This window comes from Pseudomonas protegens CHA0, assembly GCF_000397205.1.
GTDB classification, from domain to species: domain Bacteria; phylum Pseudomonadota; class Gammaproteobacteria; order Pseudomonadales; family Pseudomonadaceae; genus Aquipseudomonas; species Aquipseudomonas protegens.
Genome location: NC_021237.1, coordinates 4,757,501 through 4,773,367, shown reverse-complemented (window position 1 = coordinate 4,773,367; position 15,867 = coordinate 4,757,501). Strand labels below are relative to the sequence as shown.

General features: G+C 63.7%; 17 protein-coding genes (1 of these 17 running past the window's edge). 6 read left to right on the top strand and 11 right to left on the bottom strand.

The window, feature by feature from the left end; all coding sequences use genetic code 11:
• Window positions 1–3 precede the first annotated feature (3 nt).
• From PFLCHA0_RS21110 to soxR, 3 genes are all read right to left on the bottom strand, one after another.
• A complete protein-coding gene (locus PFLCHA0_RS21110; RefSeq protein ID WP_015636472.1) occupies window positions 4–648 on the bottom strand; it encodes a 4Fe-4S cluster-binding domain-containing protein in 645 nt (214 codons plus the stop codon).
• Window positions 645–2,483 carry an AAA family ATPase gene (locus PFLCHA0_RS21105; protein WP_015636471.1) on the bottom strand — a complete coding sequence of 613 codons (1,839 nt, stop codon included), beginning with the start codon at window positions 2,481–2,483 and terminating at the stop codon, window positions 645–647. The genes PFLCHA0_RS21110 and PFLCHA0_RS21105 overlap by 4 nt, the downstream gene beginning before the upstream one ends.
• A gap of 258 nt (window positions 2,484–2,741) precedes the next feature.
• Window positions 2,742–3,215, bottom strand: a complete 474-nt coding sequence (gene soxR / locus PFLCHA0_RS21100) for a redox-sensitive transcriptional activator SoxR (RefSeq protein WP_011062436.1) — start codon at window positions 3,213–3,215, stop codon at window positions 2,742–2,744.
• A gap of 108 nt (window positions 3,216–3,323) precedes the next feature.
• Here soxR and PFLCHA0_RS21095 point away from each other — a divergent pair, with 108 nt between their 5' ends.
• A complete protein-coding gene (locus PFLCHA0_RS21095) occupies window positions 3,324–3,689 on the top strand; it encodes an antibiotic biosynthesis monooxygenase (protein ID WP_011062435.1) in 366 nt (121 codons plus the stop codon).
• On the opposite strand, the gene PFLCHA0_RS21090 is transcribed toward PFLCHA0_RS21095, so the two are convergent.
• The 4 genes from PFLCHA0_RS21090 to msuE all read right to left on the bottom strand — a co-directional run bounded on the left by PFLCHA0_RS21090 (window position 3,686) and on the right by msuE (window position 7,845).
• A complete protein-coding gene (locus PFLCHA0_RS21090) occupies window positions 3,686–4,786 on the bottom strand; it encodes a sigma-54 interaction domain-containing protein (RefSeq protein WP_011062434.1) in 1,101 nt (366 codons plus the stop codon). The two genes, PFLCHA0_RS21095 and PFLCHA0_RS21090, sit on opposite strands and share 4 nt — an antisense overlap.
• Before the next feature lie 24 nt (window positions 4,787–4,810).
• Complete coding sequence (locus PFLCHA0_RS21085) at window positions 4,811–5,998, bottom strand: acyl-CoA dehydrogenase family protein (protein WP_011062433.1); 1,188 nt, start codon at window positions 5,996–5,998, stop codon at window positions 4,811–4,813.
• Window positions 5,999–6,132: 134 nt separating this feature from the next.
• Entirely contained in the window at window positions 6,133–7,272 is a 1,140-nt protein-coding gene (gene ssuD / locus PFLCHA0_RS21080) for an FMNH2-dependent alkanesulfonate monooxygenase (protein ID WP_011062432.1), read from the bottom strand.
• A 9-nt stretch (window positions 7,273–7,281) separates the two neighbouring features.
• Window positions 7,282–7,845, bottom strand: a complete 564-nt coding sequence (msuE, locus tag PFLCHA0_RS21075; RefSeq protein ID WP_015636469.1) for an FMN reductase — start codon at window positions 7,843–7,845, stop codon at window positions 7,282–7,284.
• 400 nt (window positions 7,846–8,245) lie between these two features.
• Here msuE and PFLCHA0_RS21070 point away from each other — a divergent pair, with 400 nt between their 5' ends.
• From PFLCHA0_RS21070 to PFLCHA0_RS21055, 4 genes are all read left to right on the top strand, one after another.
• A complete protein-coding gene (locus PFLCHA0_RS21070; RefSeq protein WP_015636468.1) occupies window positions 8,246–8,506 on the top strand; it encodes a hypothetical protein in 261 nt (86 codons plus the stop codon).
• 102 nt (window positions 8,507–8,608) lie between these two features.
• Window positions 8,609–9,223: a LysE family translocator gene (locus PFLCHA0_RS21065; protein WP_015636467.1), complete on the top strand. Its 615-nt coding sequence runs from the start codon at window positions 8,609–8,611 to the stop codon at window positions 9,221–9,223.
• Between the two features lie 210 nt (window positions 9,224–9,433).
• The gene (locus PFLCHA0_RS21060; protein ID WP_015636466.1) at window positions 9,434–10,603 is read left to right on the top strand and encodes a cysteine desulfurase family protein; all 1,170 of its coding nucleotides are present in this window, start codon (window positions 9,434–9,436) and stop codon (window positions 10,601–10,603) included.
• 55 nt (window positions 10,604–10,658) lie between these two features.
• Window positions 10,659–12,467, top strand: coding sequence for an aminopeptidase P family protein (locus tag PFLCHA0_RS21055; protein WP_015636465.1), 1,809 nt, complete (start codon window positions 10,659–10,661; stop codon window positions 12,465–12,467).
• A gap of 84 nt (window positions 12,468–12,551) precedes the next feature.
• Here PFLCHA0_RS21055 and PFLCHA0_RS21050 read toward each other — a convergent pair whose 3' ends face one another.
• Together PFLCHA0_RS21050 and PFLCHA0_RS21045 are read right to left on the bottom strand one after the other, a co-directional pair.
• Window positions 12,552–13,148 carry a 2-hydroxychromene-2-carboxylate isomerase gene (locus tag PFLCHA0_RS21050; RefSeq protein WP_015636464.1) on the bottom strand — a complete coding sequence of 199 codons (597 nt, stop codon included), beginning with the start codon at window positions 13,146–13,148 and terminating at the stop codon, window positions 12,552–12,554.
• Window positions 13,149–13,185: 37 nt separating this feature from the next.
• Window positions 13,186–13,926 carry an SDR family oxidoreductase gene (locus tag PFLCHA0_RS21045; RefSeq protein ID WP_015636463.1) on the bottom strand — a complete coding sequence of 247 codons (741 nt, stop codon included), beginning with the start codon at window positions 13,924–13,926 and terminating at the stop codon, window positions 13,186–13,188.
• Window positions 13,927–14,019: 93 nt separating this feature from the next.
• On the opposite strand from PFLCHA0_RS21045, the gene PFLCHA0_RS21040 reads away from it, so the two are divergent.
• A complete protein-coding gene (locus PFLCHA0_RS21040; RefSeq protein WP_015636462.1) occupies window positions 14,020–14,589 on the top strand; it encodes a TetR/AcrR family transcriptional regulator in 570 nt (189 codons plus the stop codon).
• Between the two features lie 9 nt (window positions 14,590–14,598).
• On the opposite strand, the gene PFLCHA0_RS21035 is transcribed toward PFLCHA0_RS21040, so the two are convergent.
• Complete coding sequence (locus PFLCHA0_RS21035) at window positions 14,599–14,880, bottom strand: hypothetical protein (RefSeq protein ID WP_011062423.1); 282 nt, start codon at window positions 14,878–14,880, stop codon at window positions 14,599–14,601.
• 158 nt (window positions 14,881–15,038) lie between these two features.
• Window positions 15,039–15,867: the 3' portion of a threonine/homoserine exporter RhtA gene (rhtA, locus tag PFLCHA0_RS21030; protein WP_011062422.1), read on the bottom strand. The gene runs 59 nt beyond the window's last position; 829 of the gene's 888 nt are visible here — the last part of the coding sequence; the start codon falls outside the window, past its right edge; the stop codon is at window positions 15,039–15,041.

Genomic DNA, 15,867 nt, shown 5'->3' with positions numbered 1-15,867 from the left:
CGGTTAACGGCGGCGTGAGGTGTGGGCGCTGATCTGGAGTTGGTGGCCCTGGTCGTGCAGCAGGTCGCGCAGACGCAGCACGTCGTCACGCCGGGGAATTCCAGCCATCCAGACACTGCCGTCGTCGTCGAACATCACATCCAGCGCGCGGTCTTCGTGGTGCAGCGGGCGCTGGTAGGTGGACAGACGCCGGCGGCCCAGCTCGGTCAAGAAGATCAGGCGCTGGTTGTCGCTGCCCCGTAGGACCAGCGTTTGCGCCTGTTGTTGCTCGAAGGGGTCGCAGATCAATGCATCCAGCAGGCCTTCGGCTTGTTGCAATAGCGGTTGCAGGGTTTCCAGGGAGTGGCCGCTGTAGACCAGGATGTCGACCCCGGTGCGCTCGCGCAGGCCTCGAAGCAGGGCCAGCAGCGCCTCGGGCTGGTCGAAGGGCTCGCCGCCGGACAGGGTGATGCCTTCGGCCCGGGCCAGCCAGGGTTGCAGGTCGTCCAGCACCTGGGCCAACGGCAAGGGGTGCTTGCCCGGCCCCCAGGTGTCCGCGGAAATGCAGCCTGCACAGCGGATGCTGCACCCCTGGAACCACAGGCCCAGGCGCTGCCCCGGCCCCAGGGTGGTGACCGGGAAGTGCACCCGCGACAGGCGGATGTTCACGAGGCGCGGGCAAGCAGTTGCAGGCCGCCGGCCTGCAGTTGGCGGATTTCGAAGGATTGGCCGGGCTGCGCATCCTGGTCGAACAGGGCCCGGGCCAGGGGGTTGAGCAGGTGCGCCTCCAACTGGTTGCGAATGCCCCGGCCACCGTTGGACAGGTCCTGCAGGCACAGCTGGCGCAGGTTGTGCAGCGAGTCGTCATCGAGCTGCACATGCAGGGCCTGGGCCGCCAGGTCGGCGAGGATATTGCCGACCATCTGCTGGAAGATCTGCTCGGCGATGTCCGGGCGGATGAAGTCGAAGACGATGATGTTCTCGCCGATCCGGTTGAGGATTTCCGGGCGGTTGAGCACCAGTTTGAAATAGCGCTCGATCTCGCCCTGGACCTTGCCTTGCACCGCTTCGAAGGCTTCGCCGGGCTGGACGTTGGCGACTCGCTCGCCGTTGTCGCCCTGGCGGTAGATGCCCAGGTTGGAGGTGAAGACGATCAGCGCCTCGGAGAAGTACACCCGGTCGCCCCGGCCTGAGGTAAGCACACCGTCATCAAGGATCTGCAGGAACTTGTCGAGGATCCGCGGGTGAGCCTTTTCGATCTCGTCGAACAGCACCACGCTGAAGGGTTTTTCGCGGATCGCGTTGGTCAGTTCGCCGCCCACGTCGTAGCCGACATAGCCGGGTGGCGCGCCTACCAGGCGCTGGTCCGCGTGTTCGGCGCTGAATTCCGACATATCGAAGCGGATGTACGCGCTTTCATCGCCAAACAGCAGGCTGGTGATGGTCTTGGCCAGTTCGGTCTTGCCGACCCCGGTGGGCCCGGCAAGAAAGGCCACGCCCCGGGGCCGGTTGCCCTTGCGGCTGGCGCCGACCCCGGTCATGGCGCGCTTGACGATATCCAGCATGTGGGTCACGGCGTGGCCCTGGCCCTTGACCCGCTGGCGAATGAAGCCGTCGGCCTGGCGGATGCGCTGGCGGTCGATCTTCAGCCAGGGGTCTTCGGTGACCCCGACTTTATAGCGGCGTACGGCATCGCCGATGCGTTCCATGGCCAGGCCTTCGACCCGGGCCAACTGGACGATCGCGTTGAGGTCGAGCAGCAGCAGGCCCTCGGTGTTTTCGACGAAGGCCTGCACCGCGCTGTCGCGGCTTTCTTCGCTGGCCTCCTGGGCGCCGGGCAGGCCGCGCAACAGTGCCGGAGCCAGGGCCTGGCGGGCCTGCTGGTCGGGTTTGGACACGGGAATCGGCCGCAGGCGTGGGTTGTCGATCAGCATCCAGTCGGGCAGGTCGCCTTCCTTTTCCACCACCCAGAGAATGCTGTTGAAGAACGGCGTGCGCAGCTCCCCGGCCGGGCGGCTGCGGGCCTGGTGGGACAGCACCAGGGCCTGGGTGAACAGCTGGTGTTCTGCGGCGCTCAGGGCGTCGTTGCGGATCACCAAGCGTGAAGCGAAATCGACAATCAGGGCCAGGGGCGCGCCCTGGCGCTCCACCAGGCGCGGCAAGGTCGCCGACAACAGGTCGAGGCCGGCCGGCGCGGCCCCGTCCACCGGGGTCAGGCCCAGCTCGCGCAGCAGGTTATCGGCCTGGGCCGGCTCGTTGCCGGGGGCCAGCAAAACCCTGAGGCCGCCTAGGGGATCCCAGCTCAGCACCTGGGCATAGCCGGCTGCCAGCAGTTCATCGCGCAGGTTGAGGTTGAAAGGCTGGGGGGTGATGACCCCGGGGGCGACCTCACTGGCCTGCAGGTCACGGACGTTACCGGACAGTACGAACTGGCTTTTCAGTGGGAGAAAACGCAGCAGATCGCGCAGCCAGCGTGGCTTTTCGAAAGTGGCAGTCCTTGGCATGGAAACGGAGCTCGTCGTAGGAAGCAGGACGCGACATTAGCATAGGGACGTTTTTACTTACGATGCTCCACAGGCTTTCTTACCTGTCAGCGCTGAGCGGGAATCCGGCTTGCGAGGGAAGAGACCCGTGAGATCGCCTTCGCCGGCAAGCCGGCTCCTACGGGTATGAAGGCGATGTGGCTGTAGGAGCTGGCTTGCCAGCGAAGAGGCCCGAGAGTCAGCCTTCGCCGGCAAGCCGGTTCCTGCGAGGGAAGCCGGCTACGGGGTGTCGGTGGCGGCGTCGGGCTCCAGCAGGCGGGCGCCCGGGCCGGCGTCTCCCAGGGCATCTCCATAGTTGCGCAGCGGGCACCCTTCCATGGACAGGCAGCCACAGCCAATGCACTGGTTCAGCCGCTCGCGCAGCAGGCTCAGTTGGCGGATGCGTTCGTCCAGTTCGCGGCTCCACTGTTCCGACAGGCGCTGCCAGTCCGCGGCAGTAGGCGCGCGGTCGGCGGGCAGGGTCGCCAGGGCCTGGCCGATCTCTGCCAGGGGAATGCCCAGGCGCTGGGCCACCTTGATCAGCGACACCCGGCGCAGCACCGAACGTGGGTAGCGGCGCTGGTTGCCCGCGTTGCGATGGCTGTGGATCAGGCCCTTGGTTTCGTAGAAATGCAGCGCGGTGACGGCTACGCCACTGCGGGCCGACAGTTGGCCGACGCTCAGCTCTTTATGACGGGAGTCGGGTTCGATCATCAGTGGACCTCGGGAGGAAAAATACGCTTGACCTTGACTTAACTAGAGGTTTTACCCTGCGGCGCATTCAACAGCAATATTCTGTTTGCCCCCAGTGGAGAGTGATCCATGAGCGCCTTTGAAAAGACCCGCAGCTTTACCCAATTGATCGAGTTCGAGATCGAGCCCCATCAGCAACAGGCCCTGGTATCGGCCCTGGCCGAGCAGACCGAGCGCCTGGCCCAGGGCTATGGCGGTTTTCTGAGTGCCAGCGTGCAGGCCAGCGACGATGGCCGGCGGGTGCTCAATTACCTGCAATGGCAATCCCGGGAAGCCGGCGAAGCGGCGTTCCGGCGCTTCGAGAACGGCGAGCAGGATTTCTGGCAGTTGATCCTCGCCCACCAGGCCAAGACCGTGACCTTCGGTTCATTCCAAGTGCGCAGCAGCATCGCCCGTAGCCACGACAATGCCTTGCACTGCGACCTGCCGGGCTAGATCGACAGTTGCAGGGTGCGCTCGTTGGGCGCATCGATGGGGCGCCGCTTGTTCACCGCCAGTTCGCCGATCTTGATCAGCCGGGTCCGGGTGACGTTGCGGCTCAGGCCCAGCAGGTTGGCGGTGTGCACCTGGTTGTAGTGGCTGAAGCGGTAGGCCGCGCGCAGCAAGGCATCCTCGACCTTTTCGTGCAGGGCCCCGGCCTGTTCGGCGAAGAGTTTTTCAAAGGCCCGTTCCAGTAGGGCCTCGGCAGAGTCGTCGTGGCTCGGGTGGCTGTCGTCGGCGCGTTCGATGCGCATGTTGGACAGGCGCAGGTCGTCGCGCTGGATCACCCCGTTGCGGCAGATCAGCAGGGTGTGGTGGATGACGTTTTCCAACTCGCGGATGTTGCCCGGCCAACTGTAGCTCTTGAGCTTGTGCTCGGCCTCGGGGCTGATGCTGATGCTGCCGTAGCCCAGGCGCTGGCTGTAGGCCTCGATGAAGTGCCGGGTCAGCGGCAGGATGTCGCCGGGGCGCTCGCGCAGCGGGCTCAGTTCCAGGCTGACCACGTCCAGGCGGTAATACAGGTCTTCGCGAAAATGCCCGGCGTTGATGGCCTTTTCCAGTTGCACGTTGGTGGCGGCCAGTACGCGCACATCGATGGGAATGCTCTTGCGCGAACCCAGGCGCACCACTTCGCGCTCCTGCAGCACCCGCAGCAGCTTGACCTGGATGGCCATGGGCAGGTCGCCGATCTCGTCGAGGAACAGGGTGCCGCCGTCGGCCTCTTCGAACCACCCGGCCTTGGCGCTGAGGGCACCGGTAAAGGCGCCTTTCTCATGGCCGAACAGTTCCGCCTCCACCAGGGATTCGGAGAAGGCACCGCAGTTCACCGCCACGAACGGTCGGTTGCGCCGGGCACTGAGGTTGTGGATATGGCGCGCCACCAGCTCCTTGCCGGTCCCGGTTTCGCCAATGATCAGCACGCTGGCTTCGCTCGGTGCCACCTGTTGCAGGTGCGCCAGCAGGGCCTGGGATTTCGGGTCCTCGAACACCTGGGCGGTGGCGCGGATCGAGGTCGCCAGGGCGGGCGAAGGGGGTAGGGTCAGAAGCTGCATCGGCACTCTCCGTCGAACAGAAGGCTAGGAGTAGAAAGTCGGGGTTGGCAGGGACTGGTTCAGCGCCCAGTCGCCCAGCTCATGAAGCTTGTAGTCCAGCGGGTCGTGCAGGGTCTGGGTGCGCAGGTTGCGCCAGTGCCGGTCCAGGCCCAGGGAGGCGTGGGTCGAGCGCGCGCCGGTGACTTCGAACAGGCGGCTGCACAGCTCCAGGCCCTGGCGGCTGGCGGCGACCTTGGCGGTGGCGATGGCCGTGGCCAGGTGCCCGCGCTCTTCGGCGCTGAGGGCCGGGCCCTTGGCCCAGGCCTGGTCCAGCAGCGCGGCGGCCCGCTCCACCAGCAGGCGGATGCCTTCCAGGGCGACCCAGAATTCGCCGTAGTGGCTGAGTATGTAGGGGTCCTGGCGCACGTCCTGGGCGCTGGACTTATGCCAGACCCGGGTTTCGCCGAGGGTGTACTGCCGGGCTTCTTCGAAGGCGCCTTCGGCGATGCCGAGGAACATGTGGGTGAAGGTCAGTTGGGCGATCAGCGGGCGCAGGCAGGCGAATGGTGTGCTCAGCGGGCCGGGGTCCAGCAGCAGTTCCGACTCCTCCACCCGTACCCGTTCGAAGGTGGCGCTGCCGCTATCGGTCTGGCGCTGGCCGATGTTGTTCCAGTCGTGGTGCAGGGTGATGCCGCTGCGGCCGCTGGGGATCGCGGCGATCAGCAACTTGCCGCCATTGCTTTCATCCACTGCCGAGGCAATGAGCATTTCCGAGTCGCTGGCACCGGAGCAGAAGCTCTTCTTGCCGGAAAACTCGCGCCAGCCCCCCAGGTTCCGGACCACGGTGCGGGTGTCCAGTGGGTTCAGGGCGTTGCCCCAGAACCAGTTCTTGCGTGCGGTCTGTTCGAACCAGGGTTGCCACTGTTCGGGTTTGGCAAACAGGCGCACGGTGGCCAGCATCAGGTGGTGGAAGCCGAAGACATGGGCGATGGAGCTGTCGACCCGGGCGAATTCGCGGACGATGTTCAGCGTCTCGCTCCAGGGCGCGCCGAGCCCGCCGAACTGGCTGGGAATGCTCAGGGCCAGCAGGCCGCTTTGGCGCAGCGCGTCACGCTCGGCCTTGGGGGTGCCGCCGCGCTCGTCGCGTTCGACGGCGGTCAGGGCAAACTCGGCGGCCAGTTGGCGGGCGGTCTGCAGGGGGGACAACAGGGCGCTTTGCGGTTTGGCAGTCACGCGGTGTTCCTCGTTCGTGGCCGTTGTGGCGGCCGGGAAAAGGTGCTGCGAGCTGCAGGAACTGGCTTGCCAGCGAAGCGGGCCGGAAGATCGCCTTCGCCGGCAAGCCGGCTCCTGCAACAGCATTGGGGATTTCAGCGGCTGTTGGGCAACACGTCGTTGGCGATCATTTCGCCGAACGGCCCGGTGAGGTTGGTGACACCGCGGCCGGCCAGGCTGGCATAGGGCTCCGGCAGCAGCGGGAACACCAGCTCGGCGAAGCGATAGGCTTCTTCCAGGTGCGGGTAGCCGGAGAAAATGAAGCTCTCGATTCCCAGGTCCGCGTACTCCTTGATGCGCTCGGCCACTTGCTGCGGGTTGCCCACCAGGGCGGTACCGGCGCCACCGCGCACCAGGCCGACCCCGGCCCAGAGGTTGGGGGCGATCTGCAACTGGTCGCGGCGCCCGCCGTGCAGCGCTGCCATGCGCCGCTGGCCTTCGGAGTCGAAGCGGGAAAAGGACTGCTGGGCGGCGGCGATGGTGTCGTCGCTGATGTGCTCGATCAGCTTGTCCGCGGCTTTCCAGGCTTCGTCCTCGGTCTCACGCACGATCACATGCAGGCGGATGCCGAACTTCACCGTGCGGCCCTTGCGCGCTGCACGTTCGCGTACGTCGGCCAGTTTCTGCGCCACCGCCGCCGGTGGCTCGCCCCAGGTCAGGTAGACATCCACCTGGTCCGCCGCCAGTTCATGAGCGGCCTCGGAGGAACCGCCGAAGTACAGCGGCGGGTAGGGTTTCTGCACGGGCGGGTAGAGCGCCTTGGCGTTCTGCACATGCAGGTGCTTGCCTTCGAAGTCCACGGCTTCGCCTTGCAGCACCCGACGCCAGATCTGCAGGAATTCGTCAGTGACTTCATAGCGTTCGCTGTGGCTGAGGAAGCTGCCGTCGCCGCGGTTTTCGTCCGGATCGCCGCCGGTGACCACGTTGATCAGCAGGCGGCCGTTGGACAGCCGGTCCAGGGTCGCGGCCATGCGCGCGGAAACCGTGGGGGAGATGATCCCCGGGCGGATCGCCACCAGGTAGCGCAGGCGTTCGGTCAGGGGCACCAGGGCCGAGGCGATCACCCAGGAGTCTTCGCAGGAGCGCCCGGTGGGAATCAGCACACCGTGATAGCCCAGGCTGTCCGCGGCCTGCGCCACTTGCTTGAGGTAGTTGAGGGTGACCGGGCGCGCGCCCTGGGCAGTGCCGAGGAAATGGCCGTCGCCGTGGGTCGGAAGAAACCAGAACACATCCATGACAGCTCCTCAGGCGATTTTCAGCAGGTGGGTCGGGTGGGCGCGAAACAGCGGCGCGGCCCGTTCGGCGGCGAGCTGGATGCGCGCTTTGAGCAGGTCGCTGGTGATCTGGTAATTGCTGAAGTCGGCCTCGGTGGCGTACACGCCGATCGGCAAGGTCAGGGCCTGGAAGAAACTGAACAGTGGGCGTAGCTGGTGATCCAGAACCAGGGCATGGCGTTCGCTGCCACCCGTCGCGGCCAGCAGCACCGGGGTATCGATCAGGGCATTGAGATCGATCAGGTCGAACAGGTGCTTGAGCAGGCCGGGATAGGAACCGCGATACACCGGGGCGGCGACGATCAGCAGGTCGGCGTTCTCGATGGCCTGGAGTTCGGCTTCAACCTCGGCCGGCAGTTCCTGGCGCGACAGGGCGGCACCCACCGGGCGGGCGATATCCCCCAGTTCGATCAGGTGGGCGTTGAAGGACAGGTGCCCGGACAGTTCAGCCAGCAGGGCCTGGGTCAGCACCAGGGTGCGCGATGGGCGCCAGGTTCCACCGGAAAGGGCTACGACGTTCAAGGGGCGGGACATGATCAGTTCCTTTTTAAACAGTGGCTCAACGAGCAGTGGCAGGTCCCGGGCTCTGGAGCAAGAGCTGTACCAAAGACTTGCAGCCCTTGTACGGCGCGGTTTTGCGCTGATCTGCAGTTGCCGGGTGCTGTTGCCCAACCGCTGTTTTGTTGATCGGCTGTTGCCTGGCCAACAGTTGCTCTGGCAACAGTTGGCGGGCGAGATGGGACTGTTATAAAGGCTTGTTGTTATTCCTTAAAAGAGCTTGTTTTCATATTTATAGAGCTTTATGGAATATAAGGGTGAGCAGCGCCCTGGCCTTGGAACGATCGATAGCCACTATCGAGCAGGGTGATTTTTGCCGCTGATGGCGCGCGAGTAGCCTGTGTCCATTGTTCGCAACCCGCCCCAGGTGCTCGCCATGAAGGCTTTCTCTGCTGTCTTGCTGTTGTTGGTTTCCAGTGTGCTGGCCGGTTGTGCCAGCCCCGGTGCACCGGAGTTGCGGCCCTATACCGCGCAGGAAATCCGGGAGCTGGCTATGGAGGCGTTGAACCGGCGCGGTTTGTCCTTCGATGAATACCAGCAGAAAAAGGCCGAGTTGCTGGGCCGCCCGGCGAGCTTCGACAGCCAGGGTGAAATGAGTGCGCAGCGCAATATCAGTCGCCATCAACCTGCCAGTTGAGAAGAACTGTACTGGTCCAAGTTTTCAGCAACTGTCCGTGGGTTTCAGCCTGAGGCTGGGTTAGGGTCGAGGCCTGATCGACCTGCCCCGGACCTTGCCCCCATGAGCCTTTCCCCTGACCTGCTGTTGGCCTTCGCCCTGTTTGCCCTGGTCACTTCCATCACGCCCGGTCCCAACAACACTATGTTGCTGGCCTCGGGGGTGAACTTCGGCTTCAACCGTTCCATTCCCCACATCCTCGGCATCAGCTGCGGCTTCTTTGTCCTGGTGCTGGCGGTCGGCCTGGGCCTGGGGGCGGTGTTCGAGGCCTACCCGCTGCTGTACAGCGTGCTGCGCTACGTTGGCGCAGCGTACCTTCTGTACCTGGCGTGGAAGATTGCCCGTTCCGGGCCGCTGTCCGATGAACAGCAGCACCACGGCCGGCCGCTGGGCTATTGGGGCGCCGCGGCGTTCCAGTGGGTCAATCCCAAGGCCTGGGTCATGGCAGTGGGGGCCATCAGTACCTATACCCCGTTGCAGGGCTACTTCACCAATGTGCTGGTGATTGCCGCGGTGTTCGCGCTGATCAATGCGCCCACGGTGAGCCTCTGGGCTGCGTGCGGCAGCTTGCTGCGCAATGTGTTGCGCAACCCGCGCTGGTTGCGCCTGTTCAATCTGTTGATGGCCGCCTTGCTGGTGCTTTCCCTGGCACCGCTGTTGTTCGAAAAGATGAGTTGAACGGCGCTTCATGGCGCTGCCTCGAGCCTGTAAGCTGCGATGCAGGAGCGTTCCTACGCACTTTTAAACGAAGATGTTCTTCTTTAACTGCATCCGATCGGGTACTGCTCAAGGCCAGCATTTGCCGCGCCGCCTATACACGGCGCGTGGCTGCCTCGCCTTTTTGCCAGCATATGCCGACCCTGGAACAAGCTCTGCGGGTTTTCAGTCATGAACAAGCGTCCTCTTTATTTCGACTACGCCGCCACCACGCCGGTGGATGAGCGAGTCATTCAGGTCATGCTGGAGTGCCTGGGTTTCAACGCCCATTTCGGCAATCCGGCGTCCAGTTCACACGCCTTTGGCCGGGAAGCGCGGGGTTACGTCGAGCGCGCCCGGCAACAAGTGGCACAACTGGTCGGCGCGCAGCCCGAGCAGATTGTCTGGACCTCCGGCGCTACCGAATCCAACAACCTGGCCCTCAAGGGGGTGATGCAGGCCCGGGGCGTGAGCGGCGGCCATGTCATCACCAGCCAGATCGAACACAAGGCGGTGCTCGACACCGCCCGGCAACTGCAGGAGGCCGGGGTCGCAGTGACCTACCTGGTGCCGGATGCCGATGGCCTGATCACCGCGCAAGCGGTCAGCGAAGCCCTGCGCGACGACACCTTCCTGGTGTCGCTGATGCTGGTGAACAACGAACTGGGCACCCTCAACGACATTCTGGCCATTGGCCAGGTGGTGCGTGAGCGTGGCGCCCTGTTGCATGTGGATGCCGCCCAGGGTGCGGGCAAGGTGGCCATCGATCTGGCCCGGTGGCCGGTGGACCTGATGTCGTTCTCGGCCCATAAGCTATATGGCCCCAAGGGCATCGGCGCGCTGTATGTCGGGCCGCGGGCGCAGCAACACGTGCAGGCGCAGATTCATGGCGGCGGCCATGAGGGCGGCTTGCGCTCCGGAACCCTGGCCACCCACCAGATCGCGGCCATGGGCGCCGCCTTCGCCCTGGCCGGCGAACTGTTCGAGGAAGAAACCGCCGCCATCGTGCGTCTGCGCGGGCGCCTGCTGGAGCAACTGGCGGGTATCGCCGGCCTGCGCTTGAATGGCAGTGTCACCCAGCGCATTCCCCACACCCTGAGCCTGACCTTCACCGAGGGAGGTTTTGATGGGGCGGCGTTGGGCGCGGCCCTGGCCTTTTCCGCGACTTCGGCCTGCAACTCGGCAAGCAATGCGCCTTCCCATGTATTGCTGGCGCTGGGGCATGATGCCGGGCAGGCCGCGCGGACCATCCGCTTGAGCCTCGGGCGTTTCACCTGCGAACAGGATGTGGATCGCGCCGCTCAACTGATCCAGGCGGCGACCGCCTCAGCCCCTGCGTTCTGGGCCACAACACAACCTTGAGGGTCGAGTGACTTCGATCTTCCATAACAATGATTAAGCCGGTTAAGGAGACACAATGAGTACCCAGCCTTCGACCAATGGAGTGGTCCCCCAGCGCTTGGCGCATGTCCGTCAGCTGATGAGCCGCGAAGGCATTCACGCCTTGCTGGTGCCCTCGGCCGACCCGCACCTGTCGGAATACCTGCCGGGCTACTGGCAAGGGCGCCAGTGGCTGTCGGGGTTTCATGGGTCGGTCGGGACCTTGATCGTGACCGCTGACTTTGCCGGCGTATGGGCCGACAGCCGTTACTGGGAGCAGGCCACCAAGGAACTCAAGGGTAGCGGCATCGAACTGGTGAAGTTGCAACCGGGCCAGCCCGGGCCCCTGGACTGGCTGGCCGAGCAGACCCCGCAAGGTGCGGTGGTGGCGGTGGACGGCGCGGTCATGGCCTTGGCTTCGGCCCGTACCCTGGGCAGCAAGCTGCAGGAACGCGGGGCCAGCTTGCGTACCGATATCGACCTGCTACAAGAAGCTTGGGACGACCGCCCGTCATTGCCCGATCAGCCGGTCTATCAGCATCTGCCGCCCCAGGCCACCCAGAGCCGGGTCGAGAAGCTTGCGGCGTTGCGCGCAACTCTCAAGGAGCGTGGCGCCGACTGGCATTTCATCGCTACCCTCGATGACATTGCCTGGCTGTTCAACCTGCGCGGCGCCGATGTGTCCTTCAACCCGGTGTTTGTCTCCTTTGCCCTGATCAGCCAGCAGCAGGCGACCTTGTTCGTGGCCTTGAGCAAGGTCGATGAGGCATTGCGCGCGCAACTGGAGGTGGATGGCGTCAGCCTGCGCGACTATTCAGAGGTGTCCGCGGCCTTGCAGGCAGTGCCGGAAGGCGTAGCGTTGCAGATCGACCCGGCGCGCGTCACCGCGGGCTTGCTGGAGCACCTGAACCCCGGGGTGAAGCTGCTGGAGGGGCTCAACCCCACCACCCTGGCCAAGTCGCGCAAGAGCCTGGCGGACGCCGAGCACATTCGCCAGGCCATGGAGCAGGATGGTGCGGCGCTCTGCGAATTCTTCGCCTGGCTGGACAGCGCCCTGGGGCGTGAACGCATTACCGAACTGACCATCGATGAGCGCCTGACGGCCGCCCGTGAGCGGCGCCCGGGTTATGTCTCGCTAAGCTTCAATACCATTGCTGCGTTCAACGCCAACGGCGCCATGCCCCATTACCACGCCACGCCTGAAGAGCATGCGGTGATCGAGGGTGATGGCCTGTTGCTGATCGATTCCGGCGGCCAGTACCTGGGGGGCACCACCGATATCACGCGCATGGTGCCGGTGGGGACGCCGAGTGCCGAGCAGAAGCGCGATTGCACCCGGGTGCTCAAGGGCGTTATCGCGCTGTCCCGGGCGCAGTTTCCGCGGGGCATTCTGTCGCCGTTGCTGGATGCCATCGCCCGGGCGCCGATCTGGGCCGAGGGTGTGGACTACGGGCACGGCACCGGGCATGGCGTCGGTTATTTTCTCAACGTTCACGAAGGCCCGCAGGTGATTGCCTATCAGGCCGCAGCGACGCCGCAGACTGCGATGCAACCGGGGATGATCACTTCGATCGAACCCGGGACCTACCGCCCTGGCCGCTGGGGCGTACGAATCGAGAACCTGGCGCTCAACCGTGAGGCGGGCAAGACCGAGTTCGGTGAGTTTCTGAACTTCGAAACCCTCACCCTGTGCCCGATCGATACCCGTTGCCTGGAGCCATCGCTGCTCACCGAGGATGAGCGCGAATGGTTCAACGGCTATCACGCTGAAGTCCGCCGGCGCCTCAGCCCGCTGCTGGAGGGCCCGGCCCTGGAGTGGTTGCAGGTTCGTACTGCGGCTATCTGAGGAAAGATGTCACCCGCGCAAGGCGGGTGACGTCACGCGATGGGTTCCTGGCAATGGCGCGGCCGCTGCCAGGGACAGGGCAGGTTACGGCGCGCTCAAGGCTTCGCGGACGAAATCCAGGCGGTCCTGGCCAAAGAACAGTTCGTCTCCCACGAACATGCTGGGCGCGCCGAACACCCCTTTTTGCAACGCCTGTTCGGTCTTGTCCTTGAGGGCGGCCTTGACCTCTTCGTCATTGCTCAGGTCGAGGATCTGCTGCGGATCGAAGCCACCTTGTTCCAGGACCTGGGTGATGGTGGCCGGGTCGTTGAGGTTGCGTTTGTCCACCCAGAGCGCACGGAACAGGCAGTCGAGGAATTCGCCGAAACGTTCCGGCAGGCGCAGTTGAACCCCGGTGGTGGCGCGCATCAGCAGCAGGGTATTGATGGGAAAGTGCGGATTGAAGTTGAGCTCCACCCCATAGCGCCGGGCAAAGCGCGCCAGGTCGTGCAGCATATACCGGCCCTTGGCGGGAACACTGATGGGGGAGGCGTTGCCGGTGGTCTTGAAGACCCCGCCCAGCAGCATGGGCTGATACACCAGTTGGCTATCGGTTTCGACGCAGATTTTTGGCAGTTGGGTATAGGCCAGGTATGAGGTCGGGCTACCCAGGTCGAAGAAGAACTCCACCTTTTTGCTCATGTTTCAGACTCCTTGATTGTTGTTATCGGAGAAGGCCTTACCAGCGTTCGTTCCACGGGCGCAGGTCCAGCTCGAAGGTCCAGGCGTCCCGGGGCTGGCTGTGCAGGTACCAGTAGTTTTCGGCGATATGCTCGGGGTTGAGGATGCCGTCCTGGTCCTTGAGGGCGTATTTTTCGGGAAAGCTGGTACGGATGAAATCGGTGTCGATGGCACCGTCGACGATGACATGGCCGACATGGATGTTCAGGGGGCCCAGTTCCCGCGCCATGCTCTGGGCCAGGGCGCGAATGCCGTGCTTGGCCCCGGCGAAGGCGGCAAAGCCGGCGGCACCGCGTACGCCTGCGGTGGCGCCGGTGAACAGAATAGTGCCGCGTTGGCGTTTGGCCATGCGCTTGGCCACTTCCCGGGCATTGAGAAAGCCCGAAAAGCAGGCCATTTCCCAGATCTTGAAATACTTGCGTGCGGTTTCTTCAAGAATGCTGCAGGGCACATTGGCGCCAATATTGAAGACAAAGGCCTCGATAGGGCCGATCTGGGTTTCGATCTGCTCGATCAGCGCGATCACGTCTTCCTCTTTGCGTGCATCACAGCCAAAACCATGGGCCTGGCCGCCGGACTGCTGGATGGCGTCCACCAGGGGTTGCAGTTTGTCCGCGCTGCGGCGGGTCATGCAGGTAATAAAGCCTTCGGCGGCGAAACGCTTGGCAATGGCACCGCCGGTCGCGTCGCCGGCACCCACTACCAGTACGACTTTGTTCTTGTTCAAGGTTGCAGTCATGGGAGGTTCGCTCTTTGGTAAACGATCGTTAACTAAACGAACGTTATGCTATGATTTTTCCGTCGTCAAGAGAACTTGGGAGCCCGTCAGGGAATGCGTTATTCAGCCAGTCACAAGCAGGAAACCCGCGAGCGTCTGCTGCAAAGCAGCGCGGCGCAGGCCAAGAACGAAGGTTTTTCCACTGTGGGGGTGGATGCCTTGATGAAAGCCATTGGCCTGAGTGGTGGGGCTTTCTATAGCCACTTCACCTCCAAGGACGAATTGTTCAGCTCGATTGTCGAGCGCGAGTTGAGCCAGAGCCTGGCGCGCCTGGGCGGGGAGGGGCAGCAGAATCAGGAGAAGTTGCGTCGCTGTCTGAAGCAGTACTTGAGCGTGGCGCATCTGCAACAGCCGGGTGCCGGCTGCGCACTGCCGGCATTGGGTGCGGAGATTGCCCGGGGGACCCTGGAGGTGCGGCAGGAAGCGCAGGACTGGATCTGCCGCTTGCACCAGGCTTGGGCGCAGACTCTGGGCAGCGAGAGCCTGGCCTGGTCGATCCTGTCCCAGTGCGTTGGCGCGTTGGTGGTAGCGCGAATGCTGGTGAACCCAGCCATTCAGCATCAGGTACTGGCGTCCAGCCATGAGCAGATCATCGGGCAGCTGGAGCGGCTGCCCGCAAGTTGACCGGCAAGGCTATTTACAGATGACGATCATGCTGCGGCTGGTGTAGCCGGCAGGGTTCAGGCCGAAGGGGTAGTCGCCTGGGTCTTCCACGGCATCACCGGACTTGGCGATGACCTTGTAGCCTTTGGGGCCGCAGGACTCAGTCGCCTTGGTGTAGCACTTTTCCCAGGAAGAAGATAAGCCCGAGCAGTTGATGTGGAGTCCTTTCTTGCCCCGTTTGACTTCGGTTTTCGCGGTCGCCGCGCAGCCTGCAATTGCAAGTACGGCCAACAGTATCAAAAATCGTTTCATCCCCGTCCTTATCGCTAGCCCCGGATCTGGCGTCCGAGTGTGACTGCATTACTTGTCGTCTTTTGCGTGTGCGATATCCCTGTCCGGCAACTCCCTGGGCGACGTTGAGTAGCCGGCTAAACATGGCCTAAATGAGCACCAATTACCAGAGTTGAATCTCAATCAACTGCAACTATTGGTTTGGCCTCGCGGCGCATGGTCATGGTGGCGCCTACGGAAGCCAGGATGATGCAAGCGATTGCCGTCCACTGGGACAGGGACAGGTACTCGTGGAGGAACAATAGGCCGGAAAGCGCGCCGAAAGCGGGCTCGATACTCATCAGGGTGCCGAAGGTACGGGCTGGCATGCGAGTCAGGGCAACCATCTCCAGGCTATAGGGGAGGGCTGTGGACAAGATGGCGACTCCCAGGGCAACCGGGATCAGGGAGGGGGTCAGTAGTGCGGCGCCGGCATGGACTATGCCTATGGGTGCAACAAAGAGAGCGGCAATCATGACGCCCAGGGCGGCGGTCTGAATGCCGTTCTCGGCGCCGGCCTTCTGTCCGAAGAGTATGTACAGCGCCCAGCAGACCCCGGCCCCCAGTGCATAACCTGCACCGACCAGGTCGATGGCTGTTTCTGTGGCTCCGGTGGGAATAAGCAGTAGCAGCCCGACGATAGCCAGAGCGATCCACAGGAAGTCTATGGCCTTGCGTGACGCATAGATGGCTACTGCAAGGGGGCCTGTGAACTCAAGGGCGACGGCGATGCCCAGAGGGACACTCCTGAGGGACATATAGAAGAGGAAGTTCATGCCGCCCAGGGCCATACCGTAGATGATCACGGTGCGCAGGGTGTTGGTGGTGAACTTGGCGCGCCAGGGTCTTAATAGAAGCAGCATGATGATGCTGGCGAAAATCAGCCGCAGGGTTGTGGTTCCTTGTGCGCCAACGATTGGGAACATGCTCTTGGCCAGTGAGGCTCCTGACTGAATCGAGGCCATGGCA

Bases quoted from the DNA above. Each gene is read 5' to 3' on its own strand.
- PFLCHA0_RS21095 (WP_011062435.1), top strand. From the start codon at position 3,324: ATGAGCGCCTTTGAAAAGACCCGCAGCTTTACCCAATTGATCGAGTTC.
- PFLCHA0_RS21045 (WP_015636463.1), bottom strand. From the start codon at position 13,926: ATGACTGCAACCTTGAACAAGAACAAAGTCGTACTGGTAGTGGGTGCC.
- PFLCHA0_RS21055 (WP_015636465.1), top strand. From the start codon at position 10,659: ATGAGTACCCAGCCTTCGACCAATGGAGTGGTCCCCCAGCGCTTGGCG.
- ssuD (WP_011062432.1), bottom strand. From the start codon at position 7,272: ATGGATGTGTTCTGGTTTCTTCCGACCCACGGCGACGGCCATTTCCTC.
- PFLCHA0_RS21090 (WP_011062434.1), bottom strand. From the start codon at position 4,786: ATGCAGCTTCTGACCCTACCCCCTTCGCCCGCCCTGGCGACCTCGATC.
- PFLCHA0_RS21035 (WP_011062423.1), bottom strand. From the start codon at position 14,880: ATGAAACGATTTTTGATACTGTTGGCCGTACTTGCAATTGCAGGCTGC.
- PFLCHA0_RS21070 (WP_015636468.1), top strand. From the start codon at position 8,246: ATGAAGGCTTTCTCTGCTGTCTTGCTGTTGTTGGTTTCCAGTGTGCTG.
- PFLCHA0_RS21060 (WP_015636466.1), top strand. From the start codon at position 9,434: ATGAACAAGCGTCCTCTTTATTTCGACTACGCCGCCACCACGCCGGTG.
- PFLCHA0_RS21065 (WP_015636467.1), top strand. From the start codon at position 8,609: ATGAGCCTTTCCCCTGACCTGCTGTTGGCCTTCGCCCTGTTTGCCCTG.
- msuE (WP_015636469.1), bottom strand. From the start codon at position 7,845: ATGTCCCGCCCCTTGAACGTCGTAGCCCTTTCCGGTGGAACCTGGCGC.
- PFLCHA0_RS21105 (WP_015636471.1), bottom strand. From the start codon at position 2,483: ATGCCAAGGACTGCCACTTTCGAAAAGCCACGCTGGCTGCGCGATCTG.
- PFLCHA0_RS21050 (WP_015636464.1), bottom strand. From the start codon at position 13,148: ATGAGCAAAAAGGTGGAGTTCTTCTTCGACCTGGGTAGCCCGACCTCA.
- soxR (WP_011062436.1), bottom strand. From the start codon at position 3,215: ATGATCGAACCCGACTCCCGTCATAAAGAGCTGAGCGTCGGCCAACTG.
- PFLCHA0_RS21040 (WP_015636462.1), top strand. From the start codon at position 14,020: ATGCGTTATTCAGCCAGTCACAAGCAGGAAACCCGCGAGCGTCTGCTG.